Source organism: Halomonas sp. (genome assembly GCF_041689495.1).
GTDB lineage: Bacteria > Pseudomonadota > Gammaproteobacteria > Pseudomonadales > Halomonadaceae > Halomonas.
In genome coordinates this window covers 1-1,048 of record NZ_JBDNGD010000095.1, presented here as the reverse complement: position 1 = coordinate 1,048, position 1,048 = coordinate 1, and the positions used below count along the sequence as shown (strand labels likewise).

At 63.1% G+C, this 1,048-nt stretch carries 2 protein-coding genes; one reads left to right on the top strand and one right to left on the bottom strand.

Annotated features, from left to right (window positions below):
* Positions 1-119: 119 nt before the first annotated feature.
* Positions 120-539: an HIT domain-containing protein gene (locus ACESMD_RS03025; RefSeq protein WP_372610212.1), complete on the bottom strand. Its 420-nt coding sequence runs from the start codon at positions 537-539 to the stop codon at positions 120-122.
* A gap of 136 nt (positions 540-675) precedes the next feature.
* Here ACESMD_RS03025 and ACESMD_RS03020 point away from each other — a divergent pair.
* Positions 676-1,048 (top strand): sulfite exporter TauE/SafE family protein (locus ACESMD_RS03020; RefSeq protein WP_372610210.1); only part of this gene is annotated, 373 nt, incomplete at its 3' end.

Here is a 1,048-nt window from a genome sequence, read left to right as displayed (position 1 = left end):
TTTTCTGCTGTCTGGCTGTGCCACTCGGCCTGCGACTGTCGAGCCGAGCGACATGACCTTGTCCGCGCCGGTGGTCCTGGAGGCGGCTCCGGTCGCATCCCTTCGGCGGTTGAGTCCGCTCAGAGGTCGAGACCTTCTACTTGGGCCAGAATTCGTCCCCGCATGGCCGCCAGGCCATCCAGGTCGTAGGCTTCCGGCTCACCATGGCCCCAGACCGGGCCGGGCCAGGCGGCATCCCGCCGGTGGCGCACGATGACGTGGACGTGCAACTGGGCGACCCTGTTGCCCAGGCTGGCAATATTGAGCTTGTCGCCCTGCAATGCCGCCTTGAGTGTCTGGCCGACCCGGGTGGCTTCACGCCACAACTGCTGCTGATCCGCCTCGTCCAACTCGAAGATTTCGCTGATCCCCGGATGGCGGGGCACCAGGACCAGCCAGGGAAAACGTGCATCGTCCATCAGCCGTAGTTGGCAGAGCGGGAGTTCCGTCACCGGGTAGCTGTCATCCACCAGGCGCGCATCCGGTTCGAAAGCGGGCATGTGCATTCTCCTCAAGCAACCTGGGTCATCGATATTCAGCATTACACAGCCCAGCGGTGGATACGTCTCGAGTTCCTAACCGAGTGGGTAATCGCTATGCTGGGCGGCCTCGATCGCGCCACCAACGGATAACGACATGTCCCTTCTCGATGCCTTGTTACTGCTTGTCATCGGCACACTCGCGGGGTTCATCAACGTGCTATCGGCGGGTGGCTCCATGCTCACCCTGCCGCTGTTGATGTTTCTGGGGCTTTCCCCGCAGGTGGCCAATGGCACCAACCGGGTATCGATCACCCTGCAGAGCGTTGCGGCGACTCTCAGCTTCCTGAAAGCCGGTGCTCGCTATATCGGCTTGAGCCTGCGCCTGTCGGTCCCGGCCGTGATCGGTTCCCTGCTGGGGGCGTGGCTGGCCCTGCAGGTCAGCGATGTCCTCTTCGAGTGGGTTCTCCTGACCGTGATGGCCGGTTCCGCGGTACTCATGCTGTTGCCCCAGCCGAGACTGGATACCC

Coding starts and splice junctions, on each gene's coding strand:
- ACESMD_RS03025 (WP_372610212.1), bottom strand. CDS start 539: ATGCCCGCTTTCGAACCGGATGCGCGCCTGGTGGATGACAGCTACCCG.